At 66.6% G+C, this 15,452-nt stretch carries 19 protein-coding genes and 1 riboswitch; of the genes, 9 read left to right on the top strand and 10 right to left on the bottom strand.

Annotated elements, in window-relative coordinates; translation table 11 throughout:
* Positions 1-186 precede the first annotated feature (186 nt).
* From O4220_RS00910 to O4220_RS00895, 4 genes are read left to right on the top strand one after another with little or no spacing between them, the layout of a single operon-like run.
* Positions 187-537: a rhodanese-like domain-containing protein gene (locus O4220_RS00910; RefSeq protein WP_269601677.1), complete on the top strand. Its 351-nt coding sequence runs from the start codon at positions 187-189 to the stop codon at positions 535-537.
* The gene (locus O4220_RS00905; RefSeq protein WP_269601676.1) at positions 538-1,578 is read left to right on the top strand and encodes a DUF4328 domain-containing protein; all 1,041 of its coding nucleotides are present in this window, start codon (positions 538-540) and stop codon (positions 1,576-1,578) included. It begins immediately after the preceding gene.
* Complete coding sequence (locus tag O4220_RS00900; RefSeq protein WP_269601675.1) at positions 1,575-2,348, top strand: glycerophosphodiester phosphodiesterase; 774 nt, start codon at positions 1,575-1,577, stop codon at positions 2,346-2,348. The genes O4220_RS00905 and O4220_RS00900 overlap by 4 nt, the downstream gene beginning before the upstream one ends.
* Positions 2,349-2,358: 10 nt before the next feature.
* Positions 2,359-3,270 carry a DUF5926 family protein gene (locus O4220_RS00895; protein ID WP_269601674.1) on the top strand — a complete coding sequence of 304 codons (912 nt, stop codon included), beginning with the start codon at positions 2,359-2,361 and terminating at the stop codon, positions 3,268-3,270.
* A gap of 120 nt (positions 3,271-3,390) precedes the next feature.
* Here O4220_RS00895 and O4220_RS00890 read toward each other — a convergent pair whose 3' ends face one another.
* The 5 genes from O4220_RS00890 to O4220_RS00870 form a co-directional block, all read right to left on the bottom strand.
* Positions 3,391-3,945: a ferritin gene (locus O4220_RS00890; RefSeq protein WP_269601673.1), complete on the bottom strand. Its 555-nt coding sequence runs from the start codon at positions 3,943-3,945 to the stop codon at positions 3,391-3,393.
* A 111-nt stretch (positions 3,946-4,056) separates the two neighbouring features.
* A complete protein-coding gene (locus O4220_RS00885) occupies positions 4,057-4,617 on the bottom strand; it encodes a ferritin (protein ID WP_269601672.1) in 561 nt (186 codons plus the stop codon).
* Between the two features lie 63 nt (positions 4,618-4,680).
* Positions 4,681-5,952 carry an LCP family protein gene (locus O4220_RS00880; RefSeq protein ID WP_269602232.1) on the bottom strand — a complete coding sequence of 424 codons (1,272 nt, stop codon included), beginning with the start codon at positions 5,950-5,952 and terminating at the stop codon, positions 4,681-4,683.
* Positions 5,953-6,523: 571 nt separating this feature from the next.
* Positions 6,524-7,333: a CPBP family intramembrane glutamic endopeptidase gene (locus O4220_RS00875; RefSeq protein WP_420030296.1), complete on the bottom strand. Its 810-nt coding sequence runs from the start codon at positions 7,331-7,333 to the stop codon at positions 6,524-6,526.
* Positions 7,334-7,376: 43 nt separating this feature from the next.
* Positions 7,377-8,147, bottom strand: coding sequence for a DUF2470 domain-containing protein (locus tag O4220_RS00870; protein WP_269601671.1), 771 nt, complete (start codon positions 8,145-8,147; stop codon positions 7,377-7,379).
* Positions 8,148-8,264: 117 nt separating this feature from the next.
* Here O4220_RS00870 and O4220_RS00865 point away from each other — a divergent pair, with 117 nt between their 5' ends.
* The 3 genes from O4220_RS00865 to O4220_RS00855 are packed head-to-tail and all read left to right on the top strand — an operon-like array spanning position 8,265 to position 10,591.
* Positions 8,265-8,987, top strand: a complete 723-nt coding sequence (locus O4220_RS00865) for a hypothetical protein (protein WP_269601670.1) — start codon at positions 8,265-8,267, stop codon at positions 8,985-8,987.
* Positions 8,988-8,996: 9 nt separating this feature from the next.
* Positions 8,997-9,929 carry a prephenate dehydratase gene (gene pheA / locus O4220_RS00860; protein ID WP_269601669.1) on the top strand — a complete coding sequence of 311 codons (933 nt, stop codon included), beginning with the start codon at positions 8,997-8,999 and terminating at the stop codon, positions 9,927-9,929.
* Positions 9,926-10,591 carry a histidine phosphatase family protein gene (locus O4220_RS00855; RefSeq protein ID WP_269601668.1) on the top strand — a complete coding sequence of 222 codons (666 nt, stop codon included), beginning with the start codon at positions 9,926-9,928 and terminating at the stop codon, positions 10,589-10,591. The genes pheA and O4220_RS00855 overlap by 4 nt, the downstream gene beginning before the upstream one ends.
* Positions 10,592-10,646: 55 nt before the next feature.
* Here O4220_RS00855 and O4220_RS00850 read toward each other — a convergent pair whose 3' ends face one another.
* From O4220_RS00850 to O4220_RS00835, 4 genes are all read right to left on the bottom strand, one after another.
* On the bottom strand, positions 10,647-11,471 hold the full coding sequence (locus O4220_RS00850) for an ESX secretion-associated protein EspG (RefSeq protein ID WP_269601667.1): 825 nt from the start codon (positions 11,469-11,471) through the stop codon (positions 10,647-10,649).
* Positions 11,468-12,661, bottom strand: a complete 1,194-nt coding sequence (locus O4220_RS00845) for a PPE domain-containing protein (protein WP_269601666.1) — start codon at positions 12,659-12,661, stop codon at positions 11,468-11,470. The genes O4220_RS00850 and O4220_RS00845 overlap by 4 nt, the downstream gene beginning before the upstream one ends.
* A gap of 76 nt (positions 12,662-12,737) precedes the next feature.
* A complete protein-coding gene (locus O4220_RS00840; protein ID WP_269601665.1) occupies positions 12,738-13,049 on the bottom strand; it encodes a PE family protein in 312 nt (103 codons plus the stop codon).
* 87 nt (positions 13,050-13,136) lie between these two features.
* Positions 13,137-13,703, bottom strand: a complete 567-nt coding sequence (locus O4220_RS00835; RefSeq protein ID WP_269601664.1) for a histidine phosphatase family protein — start codon at positions 13,701-13,703, stop codon at positions 13,137-13,139.
* A 102-nt stretch (positions 13,704-13,805) separates the two neighbouring features.
* Positions 13,806-13,941, top strand: a riboswitch (cobalamin riboswitch).
* A gap of 45 nt (positions 13,942-13,986) precedes the next feature.
* Here O4220_RS00835 and O4220_RS00830 point away from each other — a divergent pair.
* Both O4220_RS00830 and O4220_RS00825 read left to right on the top strand, forming a co-directional pair.
* Positions 13,987-14,181 (top strand): CbtB domain-containing protein, encoded by a 195-nt coding sequence (locus O4220_RS00830; RefSeq protein WP_032381168.1) that lies wholly within the window; start codon positions 13,987-13,989, stop codon positions 14,179-14,181.
* Positions 14,172-14,969: a CbtA family protein gene (locus O4220_RS00825; protein WP_269601663.1), complete on the top strand. Its 798-nt coding sequence runs from the start codon at positions 14,172-14,174 to the stop codon at positions 14,967-14,969. Before O4220_RS00830 ends, O4220_RS00825 begins: the two co-directional genes overlap by 10 nt.
* A 140-nt stretch (positions 14,970-15,109) precedes the next feature.
* Here O4220_RS00825 and O4220_RS00820 read toward each other — a convergent pair whose 3' ends face one another.
* Complete coding sequence (locus tag O4220_RS00820; protein ID WP_269601662.1) at positions 15,110-15,442, bottom strand: metallopeptidase family protein; 333 nt, start codon at positions 15,440-15,442, stop codon at positions 15,110-15,112.
* Positions 15,443-15,452 lie beyond the last annotated feature (10 nt).

Genomic DNA, 15,452 nt, shown 5'->3' with positions numbered 1-15,452 from the left:
ACCACGAGACCGACTCGAGGCTCTGACCTGTGGATAGAAACCGGCACAGGCCCCGATTCTGTGCATCAACCTGTGGATACTGTGGATAACTTCTGTGACGTGAGTGACGTAGGTCATAGTGTCACGTCACTCGGGTGGTCGGGGCACGGGTGGCAGCCCCGCGCGAAGCCGTGACAAGATCGAGGTGTGTCTCACCCCGAGCAGCCGCCCGCCGTCACCGTCGACCGCCTCCCGTTGCCGTTTCCCGAGACGGCGCTGTTGCTCGACGTACGTGAACCCGAGGAGTGGCAGGCCGGACACGCGCCTGATGCCGTCCACATCCCGATGAGTGACATCCCGTCCCGCGCCGGTGAGATCGACAATCAATCCGAGGTCTACGTCGTCTGCAAAGCCGGTGGTCGGTCGGCCCGCGTCGTCGAATACCTGAACCGAGTGGGTTTCGAAGCGATCAACGTCGACGGTGGGATGCTCGCCTGGCAGGCCGCAGGACGACCGATCGAGCGCGACGACGACTCCCACGAAGCGAGAATCATCTAGATGACGGCACCGCGGGGACGCGCACAGGCGTTCCAGGTCTGTGCCCGCTGCAGCACTCGCTGGGCGGTCGGTGCACGGCCGGGCACGTGGTGCCCGCGCTGCCATGGCGTCCTGCTCTCGCCCGTATCGACCCAGGCGCCTGCGCAGGGCCGTCGAAACTTTCGCTGGGTCGCACGCCCAGCGACGGTCCGCTCGAACTCCGCTCGCAAGACTCGAGACGCGGGCCCGACACCGACACCGCACTACGATTCGACGCCTACCTGGGGCTTGCGTGACATCCCGCACGATCCGGCGGCGAATCGGCCGGTGGGGCGCGTCGAGCAGTACGCCGCAAACGCGCAGTTACTCGTCGTCGTCACCGCGCTGCTGCTGGCTCTCGGCGCGTTCGCCGAGGTGTTTCGCTACGGGATTCTGCTGTACAACCGCACCCGGCTTGTCTCGCCGATCACTCTGGCCGCCTCCGACGCCTTGGTGTATTTCGCTCAGGTGGGTTCGCTCGTCGTCGGCCTGTTCGCTCTCGTCGGCTCGTCGTGCTGGCTGATCCGGCAACGTCGGCTCGCTTTCGCCGCAGCGGGAGTTACCGATCCGCGGTCGGTGCGGTGGATGCTGCTGTTGTCGATGCTGCCGCTCGTGCGCATCGTCATGCCCGGGGTGTATCTCACCGAGCTGGCCCGACTGCGGGGCGACACCGAGGCCGACGTGCATCGCGAGCTGTTTCTGGTGCGCATCTGGTGGGGTGTCTGGGCCGCGAGCAACGCGCTGGTGGTCGTTCAACTGCTGTGGAATCTGCAGAGCACCCTGCAAGCCCGGGCCGATGGAATTCTCCTGTCGGCGATCGTCGCGGCAGTAGCTGCGGGTTCGGCCGTGCTCACGCTGGCGGTGATGCGCCGATTCGAGGGCCGCACGCTGCGCGGATCCGCCCTGGCGCGTCCTACCCGTTGGGTGATGGCAACCGGCACGAAGGCCACCGACACCAACGCGACCGATACCGAGCGCCCGAAGGAAGAGTCCGTCGAGCACGACGCGGTGACGGCCTCGTGAGTCCGGATCGCCGCGGCCCGCTCGTCGTCGCGCATCGCGGTGCTTCGGCGGCCAAGAAGGAACACACTCTCGCGGCGTACGACCTGGCGCTGCGTGAGGGAGCAGACGGCGTCGAGTGCGATGTTCGGCTGACCAAGGACGGTCATATCGTGTGCGTGCACGATCGTCGTGTCGACAGAACCTCGAACGGCACCGGAATTGTCAGCGAGATGAATTTCGCCGACCTCGCCGCACTCGATTACGGCGAACCCGGCGAACCCGCCGAACTCTTGACCCTGCACGATCTCATCGCGCTCGTGCTGGACTGGAGCAGCAAGCCGGTCAAGCTGTTCATCGAAACCAAGCATCCTGTGCGCTACGGCTCGCTGATCGAGAGCGCGGTACTCGAGGAATTGCACAAGTTCGGCATCGGTGCGCCCGCATCGGCAGACCACTCCCGAGCGGTCATCATGTCGTTCGCACCGTCCGCGGTCTGGCGTGTACGCCGCTCCGCCCCGATGCTCCCGACGGTGCTCCTCGGCGACAGCTCGCACTACCTCGGCGGAGGAGCGGCGACGACCGTCGGTGCCACCGCGGTCGGTCCGTCCATCCGTGCGCTGCGCGAGCACCCGAGCATCATCGACCGCGCCGCCGCGTCGGGCCGGGCGAGTTACGTGTGGACCGTCGACGAGAAAGAGGACGTGGACCTGTGCCGCGAGCTCGGTGTCGGATGGATCGCCACCAACCACCCCGCCCGAACGCGAGCCTGGCTCGAATCGAAGAACGTGTAGGTTTTCTGGCGTGGGTAAGAGCAAAAGAAACAGTGGACCGAAGCAGGGCAGCAACCGCGCGGCGAAGCTGGCGCAGCGTGAGGCCGAGCGCGCGAGCATCGACTCGGCGTCGACTCGCCCGTTCGAGGGCCTCGCCGCCGAATGCGACCTGGTAGCGCTGCGCGAGTTCGTCCCGTCGGCAACGGCAACCGCGCCGATCACGGTGGACGGTCGCACCATCACGCTGGCAACAGTGCTGCCCGGTGCCGTCGCAGCGCTGGTGCGCGAAGACGCGGGCACCGTCGAGGGATTCGTCGGCCTACAGGTGCAGACGCAGTCGAAAGATGTTGCAGCAGATATCAGTAGCGCACTCGGCTGGGTCTCGACTGCACCGGCCGGTGAGTCCTTGGAAGCCTCGAAGGTGGACGAGAACACTCCTGCTCTGACCGATGTGCTCGACGCATCGACGCTGCTCGAGATCACCGTCCATCAGGACTTCAACTGGTGGATTCCCGAAAGTGCCACTCCTGCAGCCGATGTGGCAGCCACCGTGGAACGTGCGAATCAGGCGATCATGCCGTCGGCACGGATCGAAGCGGACGGCGTCGTCGCGGCCTGGTGGGTGGATGCGGGCGACAAGGCGCACATCCGGTGGGTTCGACCGGAGAGCGAAGACGATGTGATGCTCGCTCTCGCTCGGCTGCACGCTGCCGGCGATCTGCACCTGGGTGAGGGATCGCGCTACGCCGGTTCGTTCCGTACGCACGGATTGCTGGTACCGGTGTTCGATCTCGACCCCGAGATGCACCCTACCGAATGGGCTTCGCCCACAAAGGAATTCGGGGAGAAGCTGAGCGAAGCTCTCGCCGTCGACGCTCCGCTCACTGCAGCGCAGCTGCGCTCACGTGACGGTCTGCGAGGTCGACAGGTCACGTTGCGCTGACGGCTCCCGGCCGGGAACGGGGCCGAGAAGAACTGGAGAGAAACCCACATCGGGTGGCCGGCCGAACAAGAATCCTTGTTCGGCCGGCCACCCGTATGAGCGCGCTACGTGCGGAGGGATCTACAGCGATCCGCCGGCGACGGTGGGTGCGCCTGCGTCGGCGACCACGCTGGTGTTCATCTCGCGGGCAACGAACTGCTCGAGGTCGAACAGGTTGTGGCCCGCACGATCTGCGATGTTGAGCAGGGTCTTCATGCTGGCAACTTCCTCGACCTGCTCTTTGAGGAACCACTGCATGAACTGCTCGCCGAGGTAGTCGCCCTCTTCGCGTGCGGTGCTCGCCAGAGCGATGATCTGCTCGGTGACGGTCTCTTCCTGCGCCAGCGCCAGGGCGATGGCTTCACGAGGATCGGTGAAGACGGACTTCGACGCGTCGACGCCGGTCAGCTCGACCGTGATGTCGCGATCGAGGAAGTACTGGACGATCATCATCGCGTGGTTGCGCTCTTCGACCGACTGCGCATAGAAGTGCTTGGCCAGCTGCGGCAGATCGACATTCGCGAAGTAGACGGCGGTGGCGATGTACTGCTGCGAGGCGTTGAACTCGTTGCGAATCTGGTCACGAAGAAGTGCGTGGAACTTGGTGTGGCTGGTTTCTTTGATGTCTACGCTCATGACGAGGACGATATGCCTGGTCAGAGGCATTGTCATCCAAGTCGAACCTTATTGAGGCGAACGTAGCCTAATACAGTGGATCCTAAATGTCCGCTCTGAGCAGGGCGCAAGCTACGCGCTCCCGGCCTCTTTCGGAGCGTTGGTGGCGCGGATCACCGATCCACCGATTTCGCGGGCGACGTACTGCTCGATGTCGAACAGGTTGGATTCGGCCCGTCGGACGATGTTGAGCAGACTCTGCATCGCCGCCACCTCCTCGACCTGCTCGGTGAGGAACCAGTGGGTGAACTGCTCACCGATGTAGTCGCCCTCGGCCCGGGCAGCGCGCGCGAGCGCGGTGATCTGCTCGGTCACCGTCGTCTCCTGTGTCAGCGCCAATTCCACCGGTTCCACCACCGACTCGAACGCAGTCACCACGTCGCCGATGCTCGACGCGTCGACGTCGAGCCGATTGTCGATGAGGAACCGGATCATCATCATGGCGTGCCGACGCTCCTCGGCGGACTGGGCGTAGAAGCGGGTGGCCAGCTGCGGTAGGTCGTTTCGGTCGAACCACACCGCGATCGCAACGTACTGCTGCGATGCGGTGAACTCGTGCCGCACCTGAGCGCGCAGTAGATCGTGGAACGACGCAGCGGGCGTCACGGCGGGCTGGGCAGACGGCAGTGTCATGGTCCACAACCTACCGGTCTCGCGTGGAAGTGGGGCTGCAGGAACGACCGATGCAACTGCCGCTCAGGGGCCGCCGGTCAGCAGGTCCGGTGGAATTTCGCGATCCTGCGCGATGGCGTCGAAGAATGCCGGTGCGCGGGTGTCGTCCCACAGCAGCACGTTTCCGACGTCGGAGTCCTGGAATCCGCCGACCGGTACCGTCGTGGTCACTGGACCTCCGCGCATCGCCCAGGCCAGCGCGGCGAGGTTCCAGATGTGATCCCCCTCGTCGACGCTCAACGACGACGCCGTATCGGACACCAGCGGCCACAGTTTCAGCGGATTGAGGAAAGTCGATGCGCTGGTCGCTTTTTCGAGCAGTGCGGACATGAATGCCCGCTGATTGTTCATCCGGTCCAGATCGGCCAACGCGGTTGCGCGGGACCGCACGAACCCGAGCGCCTCGGACCCGGTGAGATCCTGGCAGCCGGCGGGAATGTTGATGCCCGCCAACGGATCGTCGATCGCGTTCTGCACGCACACGTTCACCCCGCCGACCGCGTCGACTATCCCGGCGAAGCCGCCGAAGCCGATCTCGGCGTAGTGATCGATGTGCACCCCGGTCGCGCCTTCGACGGTCTGTACCAACAGGGACGGTCCGCCGAATGCGAAGGCCGCGTTGAGCTTGTCTTCGCCGTTGCCCGGAATCGACACGTACGAATCACGCGGCAGGCTGACCATCGTGGTCGCCCCGCCGCCCTCGGGTATGTGGATCAGAATGATCGTGTCGGTGCGGCTCGGGCCCACCTCGCCGCCGGTGGCCAAGGCGGCCTCCTGCTCCGGCGTCAGGCCCGCCCGTGAATCCGACCCGACGAGAAGCCAATTGGTGCCGGGAGTGTCTCCGACGCGACCGGGGTACGAGGTGAGGGCGTCGACTCGCGTCAACGAGCTGTCGACGTAGTAGACGACGCCGCCTATTCCCAGCACGAGAACGAGCAACACGATCAGGAAACGTCGACCCCAGCGTCTGCGCTTAGGCGGCTTCGCGACCTTGGGCGGCCGCGAATCTCGTTGTGGTCGAGCGGGTTCAGGCCGGCGCTGAGCTCGTTGCGCAGGTTCTGCCGGCTGCCGGCGCTCCTCGGTGAACGGCTCCGGTTGCTGGCGCGGGGCATACCCCGTGCGGCCCTGCTGCTCGTCCGCAGTTCGTGAGTACTGACGCGTCGAATTGGGTGCATCGGGTGTATTCGACTGGGGCGTACGAGACTGTGCCGAACCGGGTTCCGGAGCCTGCGACCACGCCTGCTGGGCCGCGGCCGAGCGCGGCGGCCCGGCGACGGGCCGGCCGTCGCGCCGAATGAACTCGGTGCCTTCCGGTACCTGCCCCGGTGGGAGGGGAAGTCCGCGTGCCGGACGCTCGGGCGGCGGTCCCGGACGCTGTGACATCGGTCCCGGACGACGGGGAGGCTCGGGGTTGTACTGGCGCGGCCCACGCTCGGGTGGCGGCTGGCCGGGTCGATACCCGCGAGGAGGGGGCGGCTGCTGGGCGGACGGCGGTCGGGAGGGCCGCTGGCCGGGTGGTTGGCCGGGGGACTGTTGGCCGGGCCGGTGAGGGCCAGGCGGCTGTTGATTGGGTGGCTGTTGATTGGGTGGCTGCCGGCGGGGTGGCTGTTGAGCTGCTGGACCGGGCCGAGCTGCTGGTCCGGGCTGGGGAACGGGATCGGGTCGGCCGTGACGACCCGGCATCGATCGGTCCGGTGGCGTGCGCCCCGGCGGCGTCTGACCTGGAGGCGGGGTGCGCCCCGGCGGCGTCTGACCGGGAGGCGGCGTGCGCCGGTCCGGCGCGCCGTGCCGTCCGTAGCGATCGTCGTCGTTCACGGATCGACTGTAGCTGTCGGCGCGGGAACAACATGGTTCCTCGCGCACGCATTCAGGGGAGCCACGACAGATGTTCGCGCAGGAGGGCGTAGCCGACGAAGGCGACGATATCGATCAGAGCATGCGCGATCAGCAGCGGCCAGAGCCTGCCGGTGCGCTGCCAGTAGCGGCCGAAGACCAGCCCCATCAGGAAGTTTCCGACGCCTCCGCCCACCCCCTGATAGAGGTGGTAGCTCCCGCGCAGCAGCGACGACCACAGCAGTGACGCGTTCTCACTGAGCCCGAGCCTGCGCAGCCGCGAGATCAGGTACGCCACGACGATGATCTCCTCGGCACCGGAGTTGGCCAGCGCGTACAGGATCAGGGCCGGCACGCGCCACCAGTGGTCGTCGAGAGCGCTGGGAACGACGTTCAGATTGAAGCCGAGAGCGTTGCCGACGAGATACAGCGCCAGGCCGGGCAGCCCGATCAGCGCCCCCAGTCCGATGCCGTGACCGAGATCGATCTTCATGCGTGGTCTGGCCAGTCCGATCGCCCGCGGTGCCAGGTCGGCTCGCCACAGCAGGTACAAACCCAGCCCGCCCCAGGCGCACAACCGCAGAATGCTGAGCAGTTGGAACAGCAGATCGATCAGGCTGAAGCTCGACCGCGACGAGTTCAGTGCCACGGTCTGATCGGACAGGGCCGCGGTCTGCAGGGCGTCCTCGACGAGCGAGAGGATGCTGCTCATTCCGCTGAGGCCGAACGTCACCAGCAGCACGATTGCGATCTCGACCCTGATGGTCGTGCGCTCGCGTGCGTCGGGCAGGGGAGCCGTGCGCTCCGGCGGCGGTGGCGTCAACCAGCTCTTGAAGTCGATCACCGCACGAGTCTGCCCTGTTTCGTGCCACGGCGTGTCAGGCCCGTCAGCCGCGAGCGCGCAGGCCGTTCAGAAACGGGCAACCGGCGAGTACGCGCAGGGCGCGACTGAGCGAGAGCACGTCGTCGACGGGCTCGGCGAATCCGAGGCGAACGTCGTTGTCACCGCAGTCGCCCTCGATGCGCAGCCGAATTCCGTAACGGTCGATACCCAGCGGACGGATTCGACCCTGCCGCAGGGACGGCGGGAGGCGTCGGGACAGTTGGGCGAGCAGATCGGGATGGTCGGAGTCGAGATGCTCGAGCCAGCTGGTCTCCATCTCCCAGAACGGATCGGGTTCGGCAGCCAGCAGCGTTTCGACGTCGACGGGTTCTGCGCCGGTACTGTCTGCGACCACTGCCGAGCCCACGATCAGCCGCATCAGCGAGGTGGTGTGACCGACGTCGAGCAGGGCCGCGTGCGGGTGTTCTGCGGCTACGGCTCCGGCCATGGGACGCATCAGCGATTCCGGGACCGGACGCAGATCGCCGCGCAGCCACACCAGCGAACGCACCGGTTCGCGCAGTGCGAGTGGCGCGTGATCGGTGAGCTCGAGGACGGCAGGAATGCCGGCCCGCGAGGATTGCCAGGTGTTGGCGTCGTCGAGAGAGTCGGTGGGGACGGCCAGGATCATCTCGCCATTGGGTCGCAGGTGATGAAGGGACGTGATCACCGGGTCGCTACCGTCGATGGCCAGGGCGGCACCCTCGGCGCGCATGCACGCACTGCGCACGCGTTCGGCAGTGGACGGTCCGGTGGTGGTGGTTGCGCCGAGCATGGGCTCCTCCGATGCGATCGGGCTGGGCAAGAAGGTGAGGCATACCTAAGTTATGCGTCCCTAAGTTATACCGGTGTGGCGGGGATCGCAAGAGCATCCCGGGACTACGGTGAGGGCGTGCCGATTCCGTTGACCCTCGGTGTGCCACACCGACCCGACCCGAACGCACTCGTGCACGGGTTGCTGCTGCCGATCTGCTCCGATGCCGTCGAGCTGAACGCCGCCCCGCGAGAGGCCGAGTACGGCCCGCCCATAGTCCGAGCGTCGACTCTGCTCGCGATGACGGACACGGCCGATCTCGGACGCATCGTGGTGCACCTCGACATCGATCCGGACGAACTCCGCGCGAATCGGACCGGCGGCTACGAGGTGGTCCGATTCGACGTGGACGCCCCCGCGGAACATCTCGCCGATGCGCTCGCACTGCGGTTGCCGTCGCCGCTGGTCGTCTTTCCGGTGTTCGACGCCATCGACGTGGCCGAGACCGCGGAGGCCGTCGTCTTCGCGCACCGGACTCCGGGCATCAGTGTCGCCGACACCCCGCGACGCATCGCCGACGTGCTCGCCGTGGTCTCTCATGCAGACGTCGGCCTGGTTGCCCGCGCAGACACCGGCGACGACGTCCTGGCGATCCTCGCTGCGACGGTGGCATCGCTGCGCGGAGACGACATCGGCGCTGCTCTCGCCGCACCGAATGTCGCCGCGCTGCGGGCCTTGATCCCCGAGGCCGCCGAGGCGGTGCGTGAGGTGCTGCTCGGAATCGAGATCGCCGACGCCGTCGCTGCCCGCGAACGGCTCGTCGAGGTCGGTTTGATCGCTTCGTGGACGTCGACAACGTAACCTCGAGACGTGCCTCGCATCGCTTATTTCGGCCCATCCGGAACGTTCACGGAGATGGCGCTGGCGCAGTTCGAAAAGCTCGGAACCATCGCCGCCGTCGGTCTGGACGGTGCCGTCGAGCGCGTGACGGCGGCGAGTCCGCCCGCGGCACTCGAGGCCGTGCGTTCGGGTACGGCCGACGCGGCCGTCGTCCCGATCGAGAGCTCGATCGAGGGCGCGGTACCGCCGACCCTCGACGCGTTGTCCGAGGGGCGCCGGTTGCAGATCGTCGCCGAGACCGAGATCGAGGTGGCCTTCACCATTCTCGGGGGCCCCGGCGTCACCCTCGATTCGGCCCGCACGATCAGCGCGTACCCCATCGCTCTCAATCAGGTGCGGCAGTGGTTGCAGGCCACCATGCCCGGCGCGGCAGTGCAGTCGGCCTCGTCGAATGCCGGTGCGGCAGAAGACGTTGCCGCCGGAATGGTCGACGCCGCGGTGTCGACACGGTTGGCCGGTGAACGCCTGTCGCTGCCGACGTTGGCCGACGGCATCATCGACGTCGAGGGTGCGCGAACCCGCTTCGTACTGGTGACACCGCCTCGGCCCGTTGCTCCCCGCACCGGTGCCGACCGCACCGCCGTGGTGCTCGAGCCGCCCAACGACCCGGGTACCCTGCCTGCGGCTTTGGCCGAGTTCGGAATTCGCAACATCGATCTGACGTTCATCGAATCACGTCCTACGCGTTCGCAATTCGGCACCTATCGATTTTTCATCGATTGCGCGGGCCACATAGAGGACTCGCTCGTGGCCGAGGCGCTGACCGCATTCCATCGCAAGATGCCGCTGCGGTTCCTCGGATCGTGGCCTATCTCGACGGGGACGGGTGGATCGGTGCCGCCGCCGATCGACGAGCACGTGCAGTGGCTCAGCGACATTCGCGCCGGACGCGGTGATCTGTGATGGGCAAGCTGATTCTGGTGCGGCACGGTCAGACGAAGGCCAACGTCGCGAAGGTGCTCGATACCGCGCCGCCCGGAGCCGAGTTGACCGAGCTGGGTCACCAGCAAGCCGAAAGCTATGCCCGGACCTGGGTGGGGCGCCCACCTGCCGTACTGGTGTCTTCGGTTGCGTTGCGCGCGAAGCAAACTGCCGGCTACATCGAGCGGGCAACCGGGGTCCCCCTCGTGGTGACCGAAGGAATTCAGGAGACCTACGCCGGAGATCTCGAAGACCGAGACGACCCCGATGCGCACAAGGAATTCACGGAGGTCTTCCATCGCTGGCACACCGGCGATCTGGGGGCGACAGTGCCGGGCGGAGACAGCGGGCACTCGGTGCTGGCGCGTTATGTGCCGGTGCTCGACGCGCTGCGCGCACAGTACCTCGGCGACGACACGGCCGGCGATGTCGTCGTCGTGAGCCACGGTGCCGCCATCAGATTGGTCGCGGCCGTACTCGCCGGCGTCGATGGCACGTTTGCAGCCGACAACCATCTCGACAACACTCAGACGGTGGAACTGCTGCCGCTGCCCGGCGGGGGCTGGGCCTGCGGTAAGTGGGGCACATTCCTGCCGCCCTTCGAGGGCAAGGGCAGCGAGAAGGCCGACAACCCGATCAGCTGAGCTCGTCAGCCCCTGTCTTCATTCAAACCCTGTCTTCATTCAAACCCGGTCTTCGTCAGACCCGGTATTCCCGAGCCGACTCGATCAACTCGGTCAGCGCCGCCGTCACCTTGCGGTCCGTTGCCCCGGTCAACGAACTCCAGGACGTGCCGTCGGCGGCCAGGGTAGAGGTGGCGACGATGCGTCCGGCTCGAGTGTCGAACAGGGCGACGGGTCTACCGGCCACGTGCCGGGTGCCGTGCCTGGGTGCCACAGCCGTGATCTCGGTTCTCCCGGCGCACGTGGCCATAGCCGATGCCAGGGCCGACGCACGGTCGTCGGCTATTCCGATGCGGCCGAGGCGGGATGCGGTTGACCCGACATCGCTCGGTGCGGCATCGAGGGCCTCGGCCAACAATGCGGTGGGAGCGTTGATGTGGCCAGGGTCGAACGGCGTGGCGGAGCCAATCGTCGCAGCGAGGTCTCGGGCCGGGTCGCCGTGGATGACGCGGATGGTGACGATGTCGTCTCGCCGCACCGCGGACACCGTGATCCGGTCGTCGGACGCAACGCAGATCCGGGTGGTGGGAGCGGACTCGTCGTTCTCGACGGCGAACACGCGCGCCGAGACGTACCAGTGCGGTTGCTCGAGTACCCGCATCCACTGCTGCAGATCCTCGTGAACACGGCTGCCGGTGATCAGTCCGACGTTGTCCAGTGCGTCTCGGCCACGACCGAGGGCGCGATCTCGGGCTGCGACGTCGTCGAAGCGCGGAAACACGTCGAGGACAACGGGTAGTTCGACGATGGACAGCTCGTCGACCAGGAAGTCCATCTCGTCCACACCGAGCGCGGCGTTCGGCAGTGTGTGGCCCACCGGCACGGTTCCCAAGTCGATCAACGGCCGTTTCCACTGGTATCGGGTACCGACAGGGCAGGATCCGCACCGATGACGGACGGTGCGACGGTACGGCCGTCGGCGAAGTGCTCGAACTGCTTGAGGTAGTCCGGGGTCTCGTGTTCGTCGTCCTCGGCCTGCCCGCGCGTGCCCGACGCCGGAGCGCCCGCCCCGCCGGTTCCACGCTGGGCCAGGCCCCCGTCGGCTGCGGCAGGTGCGCCGAACGCATGTGCAGGGCCGCCCTGCCCTGCGCCGGAGAATGCCGAACCACTACCGGTCGCACCACTACCGGCAGGACCCCATGCCGACCCGGGCATTCCGACACTGCCGACGCCCCCGAGGCCCGCACCACCGGCCCCGAACGAGACCGGACGCGTGGACGCGGGGCCCACTGCGGGTGACGCCGAACCGCCGAGCCCGAATCCGTGACCGCCGCCCACTCCGGATCCGCCGGACAGCGCCGTCGACCCGATGTTGGACGCCGCAGTAGCCACGGTGGATACACCGGTACTGGCGATGGAGGTGGCTGCGCTACCGATCTGGCCGGCCGCCGCGGCCATTCCGGGATTCTGCGTTGCAGCCATCAGGCCTCCGATCGCAGCCTGAACGGGCGAGGTCATCACAGCGTTGGCGAACTTTCCGAGGCCGCTGCCGGAATCGGACACGATCGCGGGCGGATGATCGAAGGTGGTCTTGACGATGCGGTGCGAGTTGACCAGCTCGAATCCCTCCATCACCAGGGCTGCCCGGATGTCGAGCAACCGGTCTGCCACCTCGGCTGCCTCGTAGCTGCCGTTCAGCGCGCCGCCCGTGGAGGCTGCGGTGACCTTGGCGGCCTGCACGGCCCCGATTTCCACCAGTGACGGCATGGTCGCGAGCGCCACGCCATAGGTGGTTCCGGCGGCTGGGGCCTCGACCGACAGGGCGGCTGCCTTCAGTGCCGTCGCACCGGTCCACGTTGCGAACCGTGCGAGCGCGGCCTGAGCGAGGAGGGCCGAATCGCCCTCCCACCCGGCGGTCAACGCCGCAGTGACAGCGGCGATACTCGCGGATGCTTCCGTGAACGCCGCAGCGACCGAACCCCACGCGCCGCCGGCGACGTGCAGCGGAACCGGACCCGGCCCGAGTAGTCGGGTCGAATTTCCCGTTGCCGTGCGCGGCAGCCACACCACACCTGTCACTCCGAGCGTCATCCTCTAGCCCCCATGATGTTCGAGCCCTGCGTCGTTTTGTTGTGGTGCTGTGGTGCAGTCGTGTTCGGTACGAGCGTCAGATGCCGGGTAAGCCGGGTAGGCCGCCTGCCGTGTCGTCGTCGGTGGCCACGTAGTCCGCGGCCTGCTTCCGCAGTTCGTCGGCGGCACGGTGCAGCTCCGAAATGCCCTGTGCTGCAGCAGGTCCGAAAGTATCGGCCGCGGTGCCGAAGAAGCGTTCGGTGAGTAGAGAGACCTCATCGGTGCCCGGCGGTAGTGGCCGCACGGGGATCGCCGTCGCGGTGACGGCGGCCTGCAACCTGGCGGCGACCGCATCGAGCTCCGAAGCAGCGAGCTGCAATGCCACCGGATCCACCTTGATGACGGTCATGAGCCACGCCCCCTGATCGAAGAACTTCCACTGTCGGTAGGTAGGACGCCACCGTGCTCGGTTTGGTTCCATCGACGCGAGAAATATTCAGATCGATTTCTCGGCCACCGCACCGATCGTCCATGCGCCGCCACGACGACTGACGGATGTACGGCTGAGCGGCGACACGTCGACCCGCCAGAACGACCGAGCCGGAGCCTCCAGCACCAGCACCACCACGGCCCGAATCACCGCGGGGGAGGTCACCGCCAGCGTGCGACCGGGCGTCGAACCGACATCGTCGAGCCACGTCTGCACGCGAGAGAACAACGCGACCTGAGACTCGCCGCCCGGTGGCACGAACGCCGCATCGCTCAGCCACGCCATCGCGTCGGCGTCGGGCAGATCGGTCATCTCGAGTCCGGACCACCGGCCGTAGGCGATGTCGGCCAACGCGGGCTCGACCGAGAAGTCGGCGCCGAAGACCTGCGCTGTGGACATCGATCGGGATTCCGGGCCGGACAGGACGCGGTCCGCCCGGGGAATGTCGGTCACCGCAGCAAGGTCTCGCACTCCCGAGTCGTCCAGTGGCTCGTCGCCGGGGAATCGGCCGGTGCGCATCGCGGCGGTTCTGGCGTGGCTCACCAACATCAGTCGGGTCACGGGCGCAGGCACCGTGTCATTGTGGCGCAGCCTGGTGTCATTGTGGCGCAGTTGTCACTCCGGCATCGAGCGGCGGTCGGTCAGGACAGCGATTGACACAGAGTCGTGTTCGGTGCCACAGTTCGCAGGTTAGACGCGATGTACGCAGGTAATCCGGTGAAAATCCGGAACGGTTGCGCCACTGTGATCGACGTCGGGCATATGTCCGAAATCGAGAGCCAGAAAACTCGTCCATCGCATGGCCGTCTCTTCTCTTCGGAAGGGACTACGGGACGCATATCCCAGGAGGACACCCATGGCAATCACTCATTCCCCCAGTAATACGACGGAGTCGGCTGCCCTCGCCGTCATCGTCGCCGCGACGATATTGCTCGCTTTCGTCGTGCTCTACCTGGTCGGATTCGACCAGGGAGCCATCTCTCGCAGTGGCATGTACATGCACGAACTGATGCACGACGGCCGCCACCTGTTGGGCCTGCCATGCCACTGACCGAGACCGCAGCCGGCCCCAGGCTGCAAGGGACCTTCGTTCAGTTGTTGCTGCGAGGGCTGCTCGCCGGCCTCGTTGCGGGCCTGCTCGCCGGTGCCGTCGCCTTCGTAGTCGGTGAACCGCACGTCGACTCGGCCATCTCCATCGAGGAGGCCGCAGGCGAGGCTCATCACGCCGACTCCGATACGCCGGCGGCGCACTCGCACGGAGACGAGGATCCGCTCGTCAGCCGGGACGGGCAACGCGTCGGACTGTTCCTCGCCACTGGACTCGCAGGCCTGGCACTCGGCGCGATCTTCGCGTCGGCACTGCACTATGCCCGACGCTTCAGCTCCCTCCCGGGCTCGATTCTCGCGCTCGTCGGTGCCGGTGCCGGATGGTTGGCCATCGAAGCGGTGCCGTTCTTCAAGTACCCGGCCAATCCGCCGGCCGTCGGAGATCCGGAGACCATCACCCAGCGCACGTGGCTGTGGCTGGCATCGGTGATTCTCGGTCTGTTGGCCGTCGGAGTTGGAATCTATGTGGCGAAGGTCGTGGCATCGCAGCATTCGGTGGCAGCCCGCGTCGGCGCACCGATCGTCGCGTTCCTGGTGATCGTCGGCATCGGTTATGCACTGTTGCCCGGAATCAACGAGGTGGGCTCGGACTTCCCGGCAACCCTGCTGTGGGAATTCCGCCTGTCGTCACTGGCCACGCAGGCAACCTTGTGGCTGGCCCTGGGATTGGGCTTCGCGTTCCTCACCGACCGCGCAGTCCGACCTGTTCGCCGAGAGGCAGTTGCGGCGTAGCCCAGTGTCCGCTTCGCCCCCCCGGTTGGGATGAATGCGCCATTCAGGCCATCTGAGTGACTGAAACCCACATTCATCCCAACTTGGGGGTGCGTTCGCGAGCGCGAGCGGGTGAGTGCGGTCGGGATGAGAGAGTGCGCTCAGCCGAATCCGAGTTGATGCAGGCGCTCGTCGTCGATGCCGAAGTGATGTCCGATTTCGTGGGCCACGGTGATGGCGATCTCGCGTCGAGCCTCGGCTTCGTCGTCGACCATTTCGAGGATCGGCTTGCGGTAGATCGTGATGACGTCCGGCAAGTGTCCGCTGTACTCGTAACGCTCGGTGAGTGCAATGCCCTCGTACAGCCCGAGGATGTCCTCGGTGGGGTGCTCCTCCTCGACGAGAACGACCACGTTGTTCATGAAGTCGGTGAGCTCGCGCGGCAGGGTGTCGAGGGCGTCGGACACGGCTTCCTCGAAGTCGACCTGGGTCATCTGGGTGGGG

This window comes from Rhodococcus ruber (assembly GCF_027270735.1).
Classification (GTDB): Bacteria; Actinomycetota; Actinomycetes; order Mycobacteriales; family Mycobacteriaceae; genus Rhodococcoides; species Rhodococcoides rubrum_A.
Note: the sequence above shows the minus strand (reverse complement) of the source record. Positions and strands in the feature narration are given on the sequence as shown.

Bases quoted from the DNA above. Each gene is read 5' to 3' on its own strand.
- O4220_RS00905 (WP_269601676.1), top strand. From the start codon at position 538: ATGACGGCACCGCGGGGACGCGCACAGGCGTTCCAGGTCTGTGCCCGC.
- O4220_RS00890 (WP_269601673.1), bottom strand. From the start codon at position 3,945: ATGAGCGTAGACATCAAAGAAACCAGCCACACCAAGTTCCACGCACTT.
- O4220_RS00885 (WP_269601672.1), bottom strand. From the start codon at position 4,617: ATGACACTGCCGTCTGCCCAGCCCGCCGTGACGCCCGCTGCGTCGTTC.
- O4220_RS00870 (WP_269601671.1), bottom strand. From the start codon at position 8,147: ATGCTCGGCGCAACCACCACCACCGGACCGTCCACTGCCGAACGCGTG.
- O4220_RS00845 (WP_269601666.1), bottom strand. From the start codon at position 12,661: ATGACGCTCGGAGTGACAGGTGTGGTGTGGCTGCCGCGCACGGCAACG.
- O4220_RS00840 (WP_269601665.1), bottom strand. From the start codon at position 13,049: ATGACCGTCATCAAGGTGGATCCGGTGGCATTGCAGCTCGCTGCTTCG.
- O4220_RS00830 (WP_032381168.1), top strand. From the start codon at position 13,987: ATGGCAATCACTCATTCCCCCAGTAATACGACGGAGTCGGCTGCCCTC.
- O4220_RS00825 (WP_269601663.1), top strand. From the start codon at position 14,172: ATGCCACTGACCGAGACCGCAGCCGGCCCCAGGCTGCAAGGGACCTTC.
- O4220_RS00820 (WP_269601662.1), bottom strand. From the start codon at position 15,442: ATGACCCAGGTCGACTTCGAGGAAGCCGTGTCCGACGCCCTCGACACC.